General features: G+C 42.7%; 17 protein-coding genes. 13 read left to right on the top strand and 4 right to left on the bottom strand.

Translation table 11 applies throughout. The annotated features are described in order from the left end of the window. Positions 1-536 precede the first annotated feature (536 nt). From LYNGBM3L_RS16255 to LYNGBM3L_RS16305, 12 genes are all read left to right on the top strand, one after another. Complete coding sequence (locus LYNGBM3L_RS16255) at positions 537-1,325, top strand: 2-amino-3,7-dideoxy-D-threo-hept-6-ulosonate synthase (RefSeq protein ID WP_008185392.1); 789 nt, start codon at positions 537-539, stop codon at positions 1,323-1,325. Continuing rightward, positions 1,325-1,660, top strand: coding sequence for a hypothetical protein (locus tag LYNGBM3L_RS46550; RefSeq protein WP_008185393.1), 336 nt, complete (start codon positions 1,325-1,327; stop codon positions 1,658-1,660). The genes LYNGBM3L_RS16255 and LYNGBM3L_RS46550 overlap by 1 nt, the downstream gene beginning before the upstream one ends. A 12-nt stretch (positions 1,661-1,672) precedes the next feature. After that, entirely contained in the window at positions 1,673-2,437 is a 765-nt protein-coding gene (locus LYNGBM3L_RS16260) for a 3-dehydroquinate synthase II family protein (protein WP_202799210.1), read from the top strand. A gap of 390 nt (positions 2,438-2,827) precedes the next feature. Continuing rightward, entirely contained in the window at positions 2,828-3,121 is a 294-nt protein-coding gene (locus LYNGBM3L_RS16265; protein ID WP_008185397.1) for a hypothetical protein, read from the top strand. 77 nt (positions 3,122-3,198) lie between these two features. Continuing rightward, positions 3,199-4,896 (top strand): class I adenylate-forming enzyme family protein, encoded by a 1,698-nt coding sequence (locus LYNGBM3L_RS16270; protein ID WP_008185399.1) that lies wholly within the window; start codon positions 3,199-3,201, stop codon positions 4,894-4,896. Between the two features lie 57 nt (positions 4,897-4,953). Then, the gene (locus LYNGBM3L_RS16275; RefSeq protein ID WP_008185401.1) at positions 4,954-5,973 is read left to right on the top strand and encodes a methyltransferase; all 1,020 of its coding nucleotides are present in this window, start codon (positions 4,954-4,956) and stop codon (positions 5,971-5,973) included. A gap of 312 nt (positions 5,974-6,285) precedes the next feature. After that, positions 6,286-6,912, top strand: a complete 627-nt coding sequence (locus LYNGBM3L_RS16280; RefSeq protein ID WP_008185403.1) for an FMN-dependent NADH-azoreductase — start codon at positions 6,286-6,288, stop codon at positions 6,910-6,912. 57 nt (positions 6,913-6,969) lie between these two features. Further along, positions 6,970-7,413: a carboxymuconolactone decarboxylase family protein gene (locus LYNGBM3L_RS16285; protein WP_008185405.1), complete on the top strand. Its 444-nt coding sequence runs from the start codon at positions 6,970-6,972 to the stop codon at positions 7,411-7,413. Positions 7,414-7,611: 198 nt separating this feature from the next. Beyond that, positions 7,612-8,814: a 4-hydroxybenzoate 3-monooxygenase gene (locus LYNGBM3L_RS16290; protein ID WP_008185407.1), complete on the top strand. Its 1,203-nt coding sequence runs from the start codon at positions 7,612-7,614 to the stop codon at positions 8,812-8,814. 370 nt (positions 8,815-9,184) lie between these two features. Continuing rightward, positions 9,185-10,015 carry a DUF3050 domain-containing protein gene (locus LYNGBM3L_RS16295; protein ID WP_008185409.1) on the top strand — a complete coding sequence of 277 codons (831 nt, stop codon included), beginning with the start codon at positions 9,185-9,187 and terminating at the stop codon, positions 10,013-10,015. Positions 10,016-10,283: 268 nt separating this feature from the next. Next, positions 10,284-12,170, top strand: a complete 1,887-nt coding sequence (locus tag LYNGBM3L_RS16300) for an aspartate kinase (protein ID WP_081431862.1) — start codon at positions 10,284-10,286, stop codon at positions 12,168-12,170. Between the two features lie 193 nt (positions 12,171-12,363). Continuing rightward, entirely contained in the window at positions 12,364-12,957 is a 594-nt protein-coding gene (locus tag LYNGBM3L_RS16305) for a glutathione S-transferase family protein (protein WP_008185414.1), read from the top strand. Here LYNGBM3L_RS16305 and LYNGBM3L_RS40935 read toward each other — a convergent pair. The 4 genes from LYNGBM3L_RS40935 to LYNGBM3L_RS16320 all read right to left on the bottom strand — a co-directional run bounded on the left by LYNGBM3L_RS40935 (position 12,923) and on the right by LYNGBM3L_RS16320 (position 15,010). Then, positions 12,923-13,111: a hypothetical protein gene (locus tag LYNGBM3L_RS40935; protein ID WP_131826997.1), complete on the bottom strand. Its 189-nt coding sequence runs from the start codon at positions 13,109-13,111 to the stop codon at positions 12,923-12,925. The two genes, LYNGBM3L_RS16305 and LYNGBM3L_RS40935, sit on opposite strands and share 35 nt — an antisense overlap. Before the next feature lie 68 nt (positions 13,112-13,179). After that, positions 13,180-13,494, bottom strand: a complete 315-nt coding sequence (locus LYNGBM3L_RS16310) for a Crp/Fnr family transcriptional regulator (RefSeq protein ID WP_052308449.1) — start codon at positions 13,492-13,494, stop codon at positions 13,180-13,182. A 58-nt stretch (positions 13,495-13,552) separates the two neighbouring features. Continuing rightward, positions 13,553-14,746, bottom strand: a complete 1,194-nt coding sequence (locus LYNGBM3L_RS16315) for an RNA-guided endonuclease InsQ/TnpB family protein (RefSeq protein WP_008185416.1) — start codon at positions 14,744-14,746, stop codon at positions 13,553-13,555. Positions 14,747-14,809: 63 nt separating this feature from the next. Beyond that, a complete protein-coding gene (locus LYNGBM3L_RS16320) occupies positions 14,810-15,010 on the bottom strand; it encodes a hypothetical protein (RefSeq protein WP_008185418.1) in 201 nt (66 codons plus the stop codon). 104 nt (positions 15,011-15,114) lie between these two features. Here LYNGBM3L_RS16320 and LYNGBM3L_RS16325 point away from each other — a divergent pair, with 104 nt between their 5' ends. Beyond that, positions 15,115-16,155 (top strand): chlorophyll a/b binding light-harvesting protein, encoded by a 1,041-nt coding sequence (locus LYNGBM3L_RS16325; RefSeq protein ID WP_008185420.1) that lies wholly within the window; start codon positions 15,115-15,117, stop codon positions 16,153-16,155. Positions 16,156-16,168: the final 13 nt, after the last annotated feature.

The raw sequence follows: 16,168 nt of genomic DNA on the forward strand, positions 1-16,168 counted from the left end.
TACAGTTCCCCACTCCCTACTCCCTCGGTGCCCTTGACTCCCGACTCCCTATTCCCTTGGCTATATAAGTTATCCTGTTAAGTTAAACCTGAGCCAAATCTAAGAAATTCCTGAGATTACTCAAAAAAAAACCAGGCAGCTCACCTGAGTTTCAGTTACTAAGACAAAAACTGAGGCAAAAACTGAGACTTTCGGTTTGTCAGTGTCAGGCACGATAGAAATATCGAGATTGAGCTAAGTGCCATGAAACACTAAAAGTTAGTTTTCCAGTAAGCATGCAGCTATCAGCTATCAGCTATCAGCTATCAGCTTATGCGCACGGTTATTGAGGAGGAAACTGTTTTGAATAAAAGAGGTAAGCATTCGTTTAATCTCTGTTACGGAAAGCTATTCGCGTAGCGTGGCCATAGGCCAAACAGGTTTATTTTAAGCTAACGGCTGACAGCTGTTCGCGTAGCGTGGCCAACGGCCAACGGCTGACAGCTGACGATTTTGGAAAACACAACATCCTGTAATCGATTCAAAAGGAGTCTGTTATGTCTCTTGGTAAAAATTATCGTTTGGCAAGAATTCTCAAAGGATTAGACAACTATTTTATAGTCCCAATTGACCATGGGTTTACACTGGGTCCGGTTAGTGGTCTGGCAAAAGTTCATCAATTTATCAGATCGTTACCGGAGAAAACCATTAGTGCAATTGTTGCTCATCAAGGGATAGCTCGGGCAATTCATCCAGGTTTAATTCAGAAAGATATATCGTTAATTTTGCATCTTTCTGGGTCAACGAACCTATCTCCCGATCCATCTTCCAAACATCTAGTCAGTAGTGTTGAACAAGCCATTAAGCTTGGTGCAGATGGAGTTTCAATTCACGTTAATCTTGGGGCAAACGATGAATACCGTATGCTCAAAGATTTCAGCCAAATCTCAGCCGCCTGTCATCAATGGGGTATGCCATTGCTAGCAATGGTTTATGCACGAGGAGAGAAGATTAAAAATGAGTACGATGCAGATGCGATCGCTCACTCAACCCGATTGGCCTGGGAGCTAGGAGCAGATATTGTCAAGGTTAACTACACTGGCGATGTTCAATCGTTTAAACAAGTTGTTAATGCCGTTGACATCCCTGTTATCGTTGCCGGAGGAGCAAAGAGCAATGCAGATAGCTCGATCTTATCGATGATCAAAGATGCCATCAAGGCTGGCGGTAAAGGCGTTGCTGTTGGTAGAAATATATTTCAACACAGTAATCCCTCATTCATTTCTCAAGAAATTGCCAAAGTTATCAGTAATCCCTATCAGTTTGCCATCAAGGAGGTAGCGTAATGAAATTATCTTGGTTAGACCTAAGAAGCTTTAATGATGTTGACTATAAAGCACTGTGTGGGTCTCTAAATTCTGATATCAATGGAGTGGTAGTTGATTCATCAAGTCCAGTCATGGATTGTCATGATTCTGTCTCTCGCATTGCTTTTGTAGACAGCCCAGAAGAAGCAGAAGGATGTATCGATAACGCCGATATATTACTGTTTGATCATTCCTGGTATTCTGAAATAACTACTCAACCAGAAACCTACAAATCTAAAGCAGAAATTGGATTTTTTATTCATGTTATCGACGACGAAACCTTACAAACTGCTTGTAAGATAGCTAGACAGTAAAAATGGGCTGTCATCTATTTTAAAGACCCCACAAAAATTCCTCTGGAGATTGTTTTAGCATCAGCGGACAACACGGATGGCCAAATAATTACCGTTGTCAAAGATATTCAGGAAGCAGAAATTGTCCTGGGGGTCTTAGAAAAAGGGTCACATGGGGTCATGCTAACCCCTAACGGGATTATCGATGCCAGGGAGCTTGGGCAACTGTGTCGTAAGGCCAACAATTTGGAAGTTTCACTGGAAGAACTTGAAGTAACAAAAATTTCTCATATTGGAATGGGAGAGCGGGCTTGTGTAGATACTTGTTCTAACTTTGCCAAAGATGAAGGTATACTCATTGGTTCTTATTCCCAAGGAATGATTTTAGTTAGCAGCGAAACCCATCCACTCCCCTACATGCCAACTCGTCCTTTCCGAGTCAATGCTGGTGCTATACATTCTTATTTAGTGTCTAGTGTTAGCCAAACTAATTATCTTAGTGAGCTCAGTTCAGGACACAAAGTATTAGGAGTAAATTGTGATGGCAAGGCACGAGAAATAGTTGTAGGCAGGATGAAGATAGAAGTTCGTCCCCTACTCAGTATCGATGCAGTGTCTCAATCTGGAATTCCGGTAAATGTGATTGTCCAAGACGATTGGCATGTAAGAGTTCTTGGACCTGGTGGTAAAGTCCTGAATGTCACAGAATTAAAGCCTGGAGATAAGCTGCTTGGTCATACTGCGCCCAGTGGACGCCATGTTGGGCTTCCAGTTAAAGAGTCTTGTCTGGAAAAGTAAATAATATCATGTCCGGGAGTATCGATTACCAAAGAAACAACGGTCAGTATTCAGCTATCAGCCATCAGCCTATGCGCTACGCGCACGCTTTGCGAACAGCTTTTGAATAAAAGAGGTAAGCATTCGATTAATCTGAGTTACGTCACAGCGTCGTTCGCACAGCGTGGCCAAAGGCCAAAGCCTGTGCCACAAAGCTAATGGGCAAATCCCCAGACTTTCAATTCTCATTAATCTCGAACTATTAAATTCTCCCTAAAAAGGTTTATTTTAAGCTGACAGCTGACAGCTGACGGCTGAATGCTTACCACTATCGCGCACAACCGGACACGATATCATTTCCTTTCCTTGGAAACAGTCAACATGTATTAGCAAGTAAGAGGGGATTTAAGAATGAGTAAATTACTTAGCTTAAATGGCTATAAGCCAAAAGACTATAAGCCCAAACAAAATAGGCAGACTGAATCGACCTTAGGTTTTAAAGACAAATCCATTGAGATTAACTCAAGTAACCTTGAGGCAGAATCCGACTCTCAAGTTTGGGTTAAAGCCCCTGATATCCCTAACTCGATTCATTGTGAAGAAGCTCTTATTTTAGGTCGGGAATCTGAGAATACCTGGCTAGCTTGGATTCCCGATTATGGGGAGATTATCTTGTCTGATAGTGAACTTGCAAATTTGATTTAAATTGTCAAAAAAATCGGCATTATATTATCTGTTAGGTATTATCAATTATCTTGCAACACGAACTTGGATTTAACCTCATGAACATTAACCCAACTATTTTGCCATTGTACCAAAGACTTAAGTTATTCCTTACCAAGCCATTAGGATGTGGTAACTTTCTCCAGTACTCTGTTGCTAATAACCCTTATCGAAACAATGATTTTTTGTTTTTAGAAAAACCTTTTCAAACATTCACAGGGGAGACCATCAACAGGTTTAGTTTATCTTCCTTAAAAGATGTTGTGGATAACTATGCCTCTTGGTACAGGAAATCTGGCGTTCGTGAGAATGATCCTGTTGCTATCTATTTAGACGATGGAATCGGTTACTTTATCCATTACTTAGCACTAAACAACCTCGGTGCTATTCCAGTTTTGGTAAACGGTCGTATGGATGCTGATATTGCTGCTGACTTTATCAGTCGTGTTGGTGCCATTGGTTTATATTCTGATCAGAAGCACCTGGATACTATTAGTGGCTACCTCAAAACTAATGACTTATTAAAGTTTATTGCCACAGATATCAACAATACAGCTGTTCAGAGCTCAGAGATACAGCTTCCCCAGTGGTATCCATATTCTCCTACAGATTCTCATCCAATTATGATCTGTCATTCCTCTGGTACTACTGGAAAGCCTAAGCCAGTAATATTTGGGCATCAACAGTTTTTCTTTGGCAAACGCATTCGGCTGCTAAATTTTCCAGCTAGTCAATCCGATAAGTTTTTGTTTGCCTTACCTAGTTCACATTCGGCTGGAATTAGCTACTTTATGACAGTAACATTACTGGGGTTACCCACTATGGTTTTGTCAGATTTATCTGGAAATAATGCTATTACTCAAGCTAAAGAACTTAAAGCGACTATAGTAGCAGCTTTTCCACAAACCTATGCCGACATGGCTTCCCAGGCTTTAGAAAAAGACCAATTGAGTTCTGTAAAAATGTGGATTAATACCGGAGATGCTGCCCATGAAGCTCATATTAGGACTCTGGTAAATGCCGGGAATTCTAAATCAGTCTTTATTGATGGTCTAGGTGCTTCTGAACTCGGAATGGCTTTGTTTAATAAAGTCTCTAGTCGCCAGACGAGCTTGTATAATCGATATATGGGTAAGCCACGCAGTTTTGTAAAAGCTGTAGTATTAGATGAGGAGGGAAATCTACTGCCACCCTATCAGGTAGGTTTCCTGGGTATTAAATCTCCAACTATTACACCAGGCTATTGGAATGATTCTAACCGCACCCTCAAAAGTTATAAACAAGGGTACTGGATTAGTGGGGATTTGGCTTATTATGATCAGGAGAATAAATTTTTTCACGTGGATCGTGCCGTTGATGCTATTCAGTGCGCTAGCGGCTTAGTCAATACCTTACCAATCGAGGAATTAATTTTGAAGAACAACTCAGCTGTTGCTGATTGTACAATAATTGGTGTACCTAAGGAAAAAGGCTTGGATGGTTTGGTTGCTTTTATCAAGCTGAAAGCGCCAGAAAATATTACACCATCAGCTCTGATTACTGCTATCAATAAGCAGCTATTGGATAATAAGTTTGAACCCTTATCTTTTTTAAAAATTGTCATTAATCTTCCTGTAGGATCAACAGGAAAAGTACTGAAAAGGAAGCTTCGCGAGCAATATCAGGACATCCTAATTTGTGCTGAGCATAACTTAGAGGGTAAAGGGCTTCATGATTTTGCTTATGCACAGCAAAGTAAAGTTCAAGTTAGGTCTTAGATTGTTGATAATTAACTGAACATTTTTTACTAAATTAAACTAGAAGGATACTAGTCAATGCAAGAAATTACTAAACAGCTGGTACCAGACAAACTACTGGAATTGGGGTTTGCTTTCTCAGCATCTAAGACATTCTTAAGTGCAGTCGAACTGGGAGTGTTTACTGAACTGGCTCAGAGTTCTATGACTGCTGCTGAATTGACTGAAAAACTAGCACTTCATCCCCGTAGTGCGCGAGATTTTTTGGATGCACTAGTTGCTTTAAACGTTTTAGAGCGTTGTAATGACCGTTACAGTAACACGCCTGAAAGTGATTTGTTTCTTGACCGCTCCAAGCCTTCCTATATCGGTGGTTGCCTAGAGATGTGCAACAGCCGTCTCTATGGATTTTGGGGTTCATTAACAGAAGGGTTACGAACCGGTCAACCCCAGAATGAAGCCAAAAATGGAGAAGACTTCTTCGGCACCCTTTACGGGGACCCCGCCCGCCTAAAAATCTTTCTGGAAGCGATGTCTGGGATCAGTATGGGAGTAGCTAAGGCGATCGCTGAGAAATTTCCATGGGAGAAGTTTCAGACCTTTATCGATATCGGTACGGCTCAAGGGCAGTTACCAGTAACAGTTGCCCTAAGTCACGACCATTTACATGGAGGTGGGTTCGACTTGCCAGTGGTTCGCCCAATTTACGAGGAATATGTTGCTTCCAGAGGACTTAGCCAGCGATTAGACTTCCATGGTGGTGACTTTTTCCAGGATATGCTGCCTAGTGCTGATGTTTTGGTAATGGGACACATCCTGCATGACTGGAATCTAGAACAAAAGCACCTGTTAATTGCCAAAGCCTACGAAGCACTCCCGACCGGTGGTGCATTGATTGTCTACGACGCACTAATCGACGATCAGCGCTGCCAGAACAGGTTTGGGTTACTGATGAGCCTAAATATGCTGATCGAAACCTTTGGGGGTTTCGACTATACAGGAGCAGACTGCTGTGCTTGGATGGACAAAGTAGGATTCAAAGATACTTACACTAAACCTCTTGTAGGAGCTTACTCAATGGCAGTAGGCATCAAATAATCCCAATTACAGGTGACGCGGTGACGCGGTTACAGGTTAGGAGGTTAGCAGGTTGAAGGTTAGCAGGTTGAAGGTTACAGGTTAGAGTTTACAGGTTACAGCTTACTAGGTTACTAGGTTACCAGGTTACAGGTTATATTCTGAACCTTAAAGCAAACCACCTTAACCCTTAAACCAAACCACCTTCAACCAAACCACCTTGGCCTATTGGCCACGCTTCGCGAACAACCTTGGCCTTTCGGCCACGCTTCGCGAACAACTAAACCACCTTGGCCTATTGGCCACGCTTCGCGAACAACCTTCAACTTAATTATGACCCATATTCTTCACATTGATGCTAGTCCCCGTGGCGATCGCTCTATTTCTCGGCAATTGTCTAATCGGTTTATTCAAACTTGGAAGTCTTTCTATCCAGACGACACTGTAACCTATCGAGATTTAGGTCATAATCCTGTCCCCCATGTGGATGAAAAGTGGATTGCTGCAGCATTTTGTCCTCCCGAAAAACGCAATCCTGAATTGGTAGACGCAATTAAAGTATCAGATACTTTGGTGGATGAATTTATAGCAGCCGATCGCTATGTTTTTGGCATTCCCATGTACAACTTCAATGTTCCATCTACCTTCAAAGCTTATATCGATCAAATTGTCCGATTTAATCGCACCTTTACCTTTGACGAAGCTGGTCAATATCGGGGTTTAGTTCCTAAGGGAAAGAAAATGCTAATTTTTACAGCTCGTGGTGGTAGTTTCTCTCCAGGAAACCCTAGTGCTGATTACGATTATCAGGAACCTTTTTTAAGGGCTATCTTTGGAGTTATTGGCATTACAGATATCACCTTTATTCATGCCGAGAAACTAGATTTAGGGGAAGAAGCCCGTCAGGAATCTTTGGCCAATGCCCGTGCTGAGCTTGATCAAGCAGTAGGAATGTGGTAATCACGTAAAACGTCAAAAGTTAAATTTGTAATTTTACCAACCAATTGAGGTATTTAAATGGAAGCAAGATTGGAATTAAAAAAAGTTGAACCAGCAGCTTATTTAGCCATGAATTCCTTGGAAAATTATGTGAATAAAAGTGGGTTAGACAAAACACTGATAAAGTTAATTAAAATTCGTGCTTCTCAACTGAATAAATGTGCGTTTTGTATCGATATGCATACAAAAGAAGCCAGAAGTAATGGAGAAACAGAACAACGAATTTATGTTCTAAATGCTTGGCGAGAAACGCCGTTTTTTAGTCCGGAAGATCGAGCTGTATTAGAGCTAACTGAAGCAGTGACTCTGATTTCAGAGAATCAGGTACCGAATTCAGTTTATGAAGAGGTAAGTCGCTATTTTTCGGAAACTGAAATAGCTAAACTTTTGATGGCTATTGTAACGATCAATGCTTGGAATCGTATTGCTATTACTACAAAAATGATTCCAGGTACCTATTAGAGGATGTGTAAGCTTAAGCGCTACGCGCACGCTACGCGAACAGCTATCAGCCTATGGCCAAAGAAGTTTATTTTAAGCTGACCGCTGACTGCTTAATGCTGACTGCTGAATGCTGACCGCTGACTGCTTACAGAAGGTGTTTGTTAATAAAATTTGCTTTCCTTTTATTCAAATCTAACTAAAGAGGTAGCTTAAACCATGACTAATAGTACAGCATTGAAAACATCAGTTTGTATTTTAGGTTCAGGTCCAGCTGGCATTGTAGTTGGTAATATCCTGCTACAAAATGGGATTGATTGTATCATTGCGGATAGATACAACCGCGAGGAAATATATACGAGGGCGCGTGCAGGTGTCCTGGAAAGCACGACAGTTGACCTACTCAAAAAACATGGTCTAGCGGATACAATTTTCCAAAAGGGGTATACCCATGATACCTGTGAATTTCGTTACCCTGATTACAGCGTTGTCTTTGATTACGGAAAGTTAGCTGATGGGGATGTCCATTACATTTATCCCCAAAGCGATCTCAATGACGATCTGATCCAAAGATATCTGGATGCAGGTGGTAAGTTACTGTTACGCCATGAGGGGAAAAAAATTACTCAAACCGATGACGGCGTCATTGTTGAGTGTTACGACAAGGATGGTGACACCACGATCACGATTCATGCTGATTTTGTAGCAGGGTGTGATGGGTATCATGGACTCTCGCGCCAATCAATTCCAGACGGAGCGGTAGACATCTACACAAAACAGCATCCCTACGGCTGGCTGGCAATTTTAGCTTACGCACCACCTTCTGCAAAACATGTCATCTATGGCTTGGATCATGATGGCTTTGGAGCTCACATGCCGCGCAATGCCAAGATTTCTCGTTATTACTTACAAGTTTCACTTGATGATGAGCTTAAAAATTGGCCTGATCAACGGATCTGGAGTACCTTGGCAAAGCGTCTGGCGAAAAAAGAATGGAGGTTGAAAGAAGGGGAAATCTTTGACAAGCGGATTTTATCCATGCGCAGTTATGTTATGGAACCTTTACAGTACCAACGGTTATTGATAGCTGGTGATGCGGGTCACATTATTACACCTTGCGGTGGGAAAGGTTTAAATCTGGCGGTACAGGATGCGGGTGTTCTCGGAGAAGTATTGGTAAGTTACTACCAGGAAAAACGGGATATGTCTTACCTAAAACGCTACTCGGAAGTTCGTTTGCCCTATATTTGGCGTGCTCAAGAATTCTCTTGTTCGATGTTGCATATGCTCCATAAGTCTGAAGAGAAGGATGTAGACAATGTCCGTTTCTTCAATAAGTTGAGTGAATCGAAATTGAAGCAATTGTCTACATCGGTGACATTTGCTAGGGATTTTGCCAGAAATTATGTCGGTATTATCTAGGAAAGGGAATAGGGAGTAGGGAGTAGGGAGTAGGGATTAGGGAACAAAATTATCACAATTCATTAAAGAGCCCTATCTGAGAGGTACACAGAATTTTTTTCCTGTCTTGATGCAATTTCCTTGCTATTCCCTCTTCTATCTTCCCTGTTCGGGTGCATCTCCTAAAAGCTGTTTGACTCGGTGGTGCGTTACGGGGTGGGCTATTTCAATGGTGGCGAAGAGGCAGAAAATCAGGGCGAGCCCACCCCTAACGCACCCTACGCAAAATTTACAAAAGTGAGATACACCTCCCTGTTTCCTGTTCCCTAAAACCGAGGACTTTGTGCCTCACAAAATTAAACAACTCTATAGGTTATTAAGGAGACAAATCATGAAGATTATCGAAATGCAAAATTATAAGAGTTTCGACTATTACACTCAGCTGGAAGAACAACTTAAACCAAGCCGTATGGCTCTGATAAACCACCCCCTTTACCAACAGTTAAATGACTTGGTATCTCTACAGATATTTATGGAGTCTCACGTGTTTGCTGTTTGGGATTTTATGTCTCTGATTAAGACTCTTCAACACCGAGTCACTTGCTTGGATGTACCTTGGGTGCCACCAACAGATATTAATTCTGCCAGGATGGTGAATGAGATTGTTTTAGCTGAAGAGACTGATGAAGTCTCACCAGGAAATTACATCAGTCACTATGATCTCTATCTGGTGGCTATGACAGAGATAGGTGCTGATACTAATCCAATTAAAACGTTTATCTCTTCTCTTAGAAAAGGTATTCCAGCTAACCAAACTCTAGCTTCTATTTCGATACCTGAATTAACCAAAACGTTTGTTAAATTCACGTTGGAAACTACGACTAAGTCAACCCATGAAGTAGCTGCCGCTTTTCTACTAGGTCGAGAAGATATCATTCCTGCTATGTTCAGACAGGTTATTGCTACTTTAGATAGTCTCTATGGATTTACTTGGGATTCTTTGCGTCTCTATCTAGACAGGCATAATTTTCTGGATGAGGATCAGCATGTTCCGATGGGTAAAAAACTCTTAAAAAATCTTTGTGGTGATGATCCTGTGAAATGGGAGCAAGCTTTCAATTCTGCTGAGAATGCTCTCAAAGCACGCTATGCTCTATGGGATGGTGTAGCTGAGTTGATTCAGCTCAACAAAGAGAATGATATAGCGCTGCTTGAGATGTAATACGGCGGTTTGCAATTTAGTGAGGTACAAAGTTCTGGGTTTTTAGGGAACAGGGAACAGGGAACAGGGAAGGGTCATCGAAATTCCGTGGTATTATAGGGCTCAATCGCTCTTTCATACTGTTCCCCAGAAGTTTCCTGTTACTTGTTTATCTTAATCCTATTTTCAGATTAAATCCTTCGATTAGCCATTGCTAAAGCAACAAAAATGATCACTATTTAATTTTTAATTAACTTCAATTTAAAATTAATACTTTATCTGAGGCTAGATAATGCTAATTATCCAAAAGTATGGTGGTACTTCGGTTGGATCAGTTGAAAGAATTAAAGCAGTTGCCCAGCGGGTGAAGCAAACAGTCCAAAATAATAATACTGTGGTGGTAGTGGTTTCGGCGATGGGTAAAACCACTGATGACTTGCTCAGTTTATCGAAGGCAGTCTCGACGAATCCCAGTGCTCGGGAGATGGATATGCTTCTGTCTACTGGAGAACAAGTATCAATTGCTTTGCTGAGTATGGCATTGCAGGAATTGGGACAACCGGCTATTTCTTTAACTGGGGCACAAGTAGGAATTATCACTGATGCTGAACACGGTCGTGCCAGGATTTTGGAAATTCAGCCAAAGCGAATTCAGCACTATCTCAATCAAGGAACAGTGGTAGTTGTAGCTGGATTTCAGGGTATGAGCAGTGGTGATAATTTTGAAATTACTACTCTAGGACGTGGCGGTTCAGATATATCAGCTGTGGCGTTAGGGGCTGCTTTAAAAGCAAATTTGTGTGAAATTTATACTGATGTTCCAGGCATTTTTACAACTGATCCTCGGATTGTACCAGAGGCACAATTAATCCCAGAAATTACTTGTGATGAAATGCTAGAGTTAGCCAGTTTAGGGGCAAAGGTGCTACATCCTAGGGCGGTAGAGATTGCTCGCAATTATGGCGTACCTTTGGTTGTACGTTCAAGCTGGAACAATGCACCAGGAACTAGGATAATTTCTCCGATAGCTAAACCTCGTTCTCTGAAAGGCTTGGAGATTAACAAGGCAGTATATGGGGTGGAATTGGAGACAAATCAGGTAAAAGTAGCCCGATGGCAAGGGCGGGATCGTTTAGGGGTAGTGGCAAAGTTATTTGGTGAGATTGCTCGTGACAATCTGGATGTTAATCTGATTATTCAGTCAATTCAGGAGGACGATGCTAAGGATATTGCGTTGACGGTAGTGAACAGAGGTTTTGAACAAGGTGAGACTTTAGGAGCTGCAGTGAGTGAAACTAAACTCAAAGAGTTGATTACTTCTGCTTTATACGGGGCGACTTGGCAAGGGTCAGAAGAGGTAGAAATGATGGTAGAGCAGAACATGGCAACAGTGGCAATTACTGGGACTGGTATGATTGGGCGTCCTGGGGTTGCAGCTAAAATGTTCTCTACTCTAGCAGAGGCGGGAGTTAATATTGAGATGATTTCTACCTCTGAGTTGAAGATCACCTGTGTGATTAATGCTGAGGTATGCGATCGCGCTGTTGCTGCTCTGTGTCAGGCTTTTGAGATTGATCGTTCTGTAGTGCTCGGACCTGATTCAATTCAGGAGTTTTCTACCGATTCAAGCCCATCCCCAGTATGCGGTGCTGTTCTTGATCTCAACCAAGCTTGTATCACAATTCGCCATGTCCGAGATCAACCGGGAATGGCAGCAAAACTCTTTGGACAACTGGCACAGGAAAATATTAGTGTTGATATGATTATTCAGTCTCAACGCTGTCAGAGGCTTAATGGTATCCCCACTTGTGATATTGCGTTTACGGTGGCCCAAGCTGATGCTGAAGCAGCATCCATGGCTTTAAAAGCTTTAGCACTAAGTATTGCTTGTGGGGAGATTATAGTGGATACAGACATCGCTAAAGTTAGTCTAGTTGGGGGTGGTATGGTGGCACAACCCCTGGTTGTGGCTCAGTTTTTTGAGGCATTAGCACAACAGCAAATAACTATTCAGATGATTACAAGTTCGGACACTAAAATTAGTTGTGTGGTTGCTCAAGAAGAAGGAGTTAAGGCTTTAAATGCAGTGCATAAGGGGAGCATCCCGGTGGTTAAAAACTATGCCCAAACCCCCAAGGGTTTGGCTACACCAGCAAAGCCGACCTACGCAGGTTAATCAGCACGCTAATTAGTCGGACACAATTATAGCGCTACGCGCAAGGGCTTTAGGCAAGAGGCAAAAGGCAAAAGTTCAATAAAACAGCGTTTCAGCTTTTATCAATGTCAAACACCTTAATTGGTAGTGCTATACTTCAAAAAATCAGGCAAAAATTAGGCAAAAATTAGGCAAAAATTAGGACAATAAAATCATGATCAAACTTTATGATTACCAGCTATCTGGCAATTGCTACAAAGTGCGGCTAATGCTTTCACTACTTGGGTTAGAACATGAGACTGTCTGGGTTGACCTGGACAATGGTGAACACAAATCTCCCGAGTTTCTGGAATTGAATTCCTTCGGACAAGTGCCAGTTCTCACCGATGGAGATTTAGTCTTTCAGGATGCCCAAGCTATTTTAGTCTATCTAGCACGGCGCTATGGTAGCGAAGACTGGCTGCCTTTGGAAGCTGAAGCCATGAGTCGAGTGATGCGCTGGCTATCTACAACTGCAGGAGAGATTCGCCAGGGTCCAGAGTTTGCCAGACTTTATTACAAGTTTAATGTAAAAACCGTTAACATCGAGGTAGCAACACAAAAGTCGGCAACTATCCTGACATTGCTCGACAACCACCTCAGTGATCGGGCATGGCTGGAACTGGATCACCCCACAATTGCCGATATTGCTTGCTTCCCCTATGTTAGTCTCTCACCAGACGCTAAGATTTCTCTAGATGCTTACCCCAATGTGGTGTCTTGGATGGAGCGGATTAAACAATTACCAGGCTACATTGCGATCGCGTAGCGTGGCCTACGGTCAATCCCATAGCGTGACCTACAGTCAATCCCGTAGCGTGACCTACAGTCAATCCCTTAGCGTTACCTACGGTCAATCCCTTAGTGTGGCCTACGGTCAATCCCATAATTTCGTCCCCACCATCAGCCCCTAACTGAATCACGTCACTGGCGCTAGCGGTATCCTTTTCAGGTAGTATGATGAATCTAGCGCCATTGATAGCATTTTCATTTATATTTCAGAACAATCGCGCAACACAATACAGTATCGACGAGGACGACTGATTATCCCTTCTTCCTCAAACTGCTTGATCAGCCTGGTGATGGTTACTCGTGTGGTACCAATCATCTCAGCTAGTTCTTGATGGGTCACTGGTATATCAATCAGTTGCCCACTACATACGGGACGACCAAACTTCCGGGCTAACCAACTCAAAAACTGTTGCAAACGCTGAGAGACTCTTGGTGTTCTAATGATAGACAGCAACTCTTCTGTCTGTCGCAGATGGCAAACAATAGCCTCGGATAAGCGGTAAGACTGAGACAAAGACAGACATTGCGCTTTAACCCTATTGACACTCCCCGTCCTATAAGAACGGGGATTCTCACTTCAACGAGCCAACTTGCTCAACCAGACCGGAATCAGGAAGAGTAGAGGTCGATTCTCCATGAGCGTTGGGGTCTATGACCCAAGTTCCGGTGTGCCCCACCGTACCTAAGGCTCTTTTTAGAATATTGATCGCAGCATTGTGGTCGCGGTCTAATTCACAGCCACACTCACAGACGTGGGTTCTGGTTGATAAAGATTTTTTGACAACTTCGCCACAATTAGAGCATTTTTGACTGGTATAGGCAGGATTGACAGCTACTGTTTGCCTGCCAAACTTTTGCCCAAAATGCTCTAGCCACTTTCTAAATTGATACCAACCTGCATCATTAATAGATTTGGCAAGACAATGGTTTTTAACTAGGTTTTTAACCCTCAAGTCTTCGTAAGCGACCACATCGTTAGAGTGGATTACGCAACCCGCCAGTCTCTTGGCGTGTTCTTCACGCTGCCTACTTATTTTGAGGTGTGTCCTACCTAGTCTATTAATGGCTTTTTTGCGATTGGAAGAGCCTTTCTTTTTGCGAGAAACTCTGCGTTGATAAAACTTTAAACGCTTCTCTCCCTTACGATAAAATCTTGGGTTAGGTTCTGTACCGCCTCTAGAATCGGTGTAAAATTCCTTTAATCCCACATCTAAACCAATATTGGAATGAGAGGGTTCTAAAGGTTCTTCTACATTGACTTTTACGCAGAATTGAACATAATAACCATCCGCGCGACGAACTAGCCTAACTCGCTTAATCAGCTTTTGGTCGTAACGCCACAAGTCCCAAGTTCCCTTGAGTTTTAGTTTTCCTATACCTTTTTTATCAATAAATGAAATTGACTTGGCATCAGGGGAAAGCTTCCAGCCAGATGTTTTGTATTCAACTGATCTGGAAAACTTCTTGAACTTGGGATAACCTTTCTTTCCAGGAATTTGCTTATTGCAGTTACTATAGAACCTCGAAATCGAATTATAAGCTCGTTCCACGGAAGCCTGGCAGGCATGGGAGTTCAAGTCTTTGACAAAAGAAAACTCAGCTCTGAGCCATGTGTTATAGCGATATAGGTCTTTTTGTCCTACGCCTTTATTGTCCATCCAGTATCGGAGACACTTATTGCGTACAAATTGACCCGTCCTTATCGCATCGTCGATGGCGGTATATTGAGTTTTATTCCCTTTGACTTTGAACTCTAAGACGATCATTTGACGTGAAAAAACTCTACGTAAACTATAACTCAAAATAAAAAGACTGTCAATAGCCCCGTCCTAGAAGGACGGGGCTATTGACCCAAAATTTTTGGTCAAGCTTTTAACCACACCCTGTTGAACTACCCATAGTTGATCAGGTTCTAGAGCAATCAAGTCACGGCGCTTAAAGAGATGAACAGATGGCTTGAACCTAGTGGTGACAGGGTTCTGATTCACTAACGATTGCTCTGATGCCTTACCAAATCTGGGAATTGTCATGATTCTTAATAAAAATAGCTTTCATTTCACTTAAGCAGTAGTGTAAGCTATTCCAAGTAGCTATTGAATATATTTTGCAATACTGAGCCTAGGAGGTGTAGATAGTGGCAAACACTGCTGAGAGTTCCCGATTAGTAGAGGGAGAGTATGGTTGGTGGGCAGGTAACGCTCGCCTGACGGAGTTATCCGGGAAATTATTGGGGGCTCATGTTGCCCATGCTGGTCTAATCGTCTTCTGGGCTGGAGCAATAACCCTGTTTGAACTATCCTGCTTCAATCCTGCCAAACCCATGTACGAACAAGGCTTAATCCTGCTGCCCCACTTAGCAGCTCAAGGCTGGGGCGTTGGTGCTGGGGGAGCTATAGTCGATACTTACCCCTACTTTGTGATTGGTGTTTTGCACCTGATCTCTTCAGCATTTCTCGGCTTTGGTGGTATCTTCCACGCCCTCCGTGGTCCGGAAACTTTGGAAGAACAGTCTGGCTTCTTTGGGTATAGCTGGGCAGATGGTGACAAAATGACCACTATCATCGGCATTCACCTGATTCTACTGGGATTTGGAGCTTTTCTACTGGTGGCTAAAGCGATCGCTTTTGGGGGGTTGTACGATCCAGCAGTGGAGAATGTGCGAGTGATTAATAACCCTACTCTCAATCCAGCAGTGATTTTCGGCTATCTGTTTGGTACTGTGGGCAAGAACTGGATTGCTGGAGTGAGTAACCTAGAAGATGTAGTTGGTGGTCATATTTGGGTTGGTTTGCTGTGTATTGGCGGTGGCTTTTGGCACATCAAGACTCAGCCATCTGAATGGACGCGCGGTCTTTTTATTTGGTCTGGAGAAGCCTATCTTTCTTACAGCTTGGGCGCTTTAGCGCTGATGGGGTTTATCGCCGCGTACTTCTGCGCTGTTAACACCGTAGTCTACCCAGAAGTTTTCTATGGTCCTGCCTTATCAATTAAGCTGGGTGTTTTCCCCTACTTTGCCGATCCTAACTCTAGCTTCCCTTCTTGCCGGAGTTGGTTAGCTAATGCTCACTTCTTCCTTGGGTTTTTCTTCCTCCAAGGTCATATTTGGCATGCTTTGCGAGCAGCTGGCTTTGATTTTGGCCGGGGTAAGGTAGTAGCTTCAGAAGCTACTACCTAAATTCAGCTTAATG

The organism is Moorena producens 3L (assembly GCF_000211815.1).
GTDB lineage: Bacteria > Cyanobacteriota > Cyanobacteriia > Cyanobacteriales > Coleofasciculaceae > Moorena > Moorena producens.